General features: G+C 71.5%; 1 protein-coding gene and 1 pseudogene. One reads left to right on the top strand and one right to left on the bottom strand.

Features of this window, described 5'->3' with window-relative positions:
- Nucleotides 1–42: 42 nt before the first annotated feature.
- Entirely contained in the window at nucleotides 43–858 is an 816-nt protein-coding gene (locus tag DLJ59_RS34065) for a crotonase/enoyl-CoA hydratase family protein (protein WP_124778224.1), read from the top strand.
- Here DLJ59_RS34065 and DLJ59_RS34060 read toward each other — a convergent pair.
- Nucleotides 845–1,219 (bottom strand): annotated as a pseudogene (locus DLJ59_RS34060) (glycosyl hydrolase); the annotation flags it as partial. The gene DLJ59_RS34065 and the pseudogene DLJ59_RS34060 overlap by 14 nt on opposite strands.

The raw sequence follows: 1,219 nt of genomic DNA, 5'->3' as shown, positions 1-1,219 counted from the left end.
GGGTTTGGCCGGGGGTACGGCGGGGCGGGGCATGCTGGCTTGATGGGTGTGCGGGTGGAGCGGGTCGGGGCGGTCAGCACCGTGGTGCTGGACCGGGCGGACCTTCGGAACGCCGTCGACGGGCCGACAGCGCGGGCGCTGGCGGACGCCTTTCGGGCCTTCGAGGCCGACCCGGACTCGGCGGTGGCCGTGCTCTGGGGAGCCGGCGGCACGTTCTGCGCCGGCGCCGACCTCAAGGCCATCGGCACGCCGAGCGGCAACCGGGTCGAGCCGGAGGGAGACGGCCCGATGGGTCCGACCCGGATGACGCTCAGCAAACCGGTGATCGCGGCGATCTCCGGGTACGCGGTGGCGGGCGGGCTCGAACTGGCGCTCTGGTGTGACCTGCGGGTCGCCGAGTCCGACGCGACCCTCGGGGTGTTCTGCCGCCGCTGGGGAGTGCCGTTGATCGACGGCGGCACCGTGCGGCTGCCCCGCCTGATCGGCGAGAGCCGCGCGATGGACCTGATCCTCACCGGCCGCCCGGTGCCGGCCGAGGAGGCGTACACGATGGGGTTGGTCAATCGGTTGGTGCCACCCGGCCAGGCGCGGGCCGCGGCCGAGGAGTTGGCGGCGGCGATCGCCCGGCATCCGCAGACCTGCCTGCGCAACGACCGGGCGGCGCTGCTGGCCGGTGCGGGGCGAGAAGAGCCGGAGGCGCTGGCGACCGAGTTGGCGTACGGGATGAATTCGCTGGCCACGGACGCGGCGGCCGGCGCGGCCCGGTTCGCCGCGGGCGAGGGCCGACACGGCACGACGCCGCCGGGAGGTGTGCACCCCCCGGCGGCGTCGGCTCCGGGCCAGCTCAGTTGCGGTTGATGGTGAAGGTTGTCGTGGTGTTGCGGATGTCCTGGTAGTTGTTGGTCAACCGCAGGTTGTTGAAGGTGACCGAGCCGACCGCCGGGCCCTGACCGGGTTCCGGCATCTCGTTGGCCCAGATCGCGAAGCCGGACTTCGCGTCGTAAGCGTCACCGCTCTTCCGGACCCCACTGATCGAGACGTTGGTGAAGACCGTGTCGGTGATCGGGTTCTCCGGCTGCGACCCGTTGTACTTGGTCTGGAACATGATCCCGGTGTACGTCGGATCGACGATGTCCACGTCGGAGACCCGGATGCCGCGGAACTCCTTCGAGGCGGAGAAGACCCAGATCGCCGGGAACGTCTGGGAGCCCCAGAAGTG

Source organism: Micromonospora inaquosa (assembly GCF_003857055.1).
Classification (GTDB): Bacteria; Actinomycetota; Actinomycetes; order Mycobacteriales; family Micromonosporaceae; genus Micromonospora; species Micromonospora inaquosa.
This window is presented reverse-complemented; position numbering and strand designations above follow the sequence as displayed.

Coding starts and splice junctions, on each gene's coding strand:
- DLJ59_RS34065 (WP_124778224.1), top strand. CDS start 43: ATGGGTGTGCGGGTGGAGCGGGTCGGGGCGGTCAGCACCGTGGTGCTG.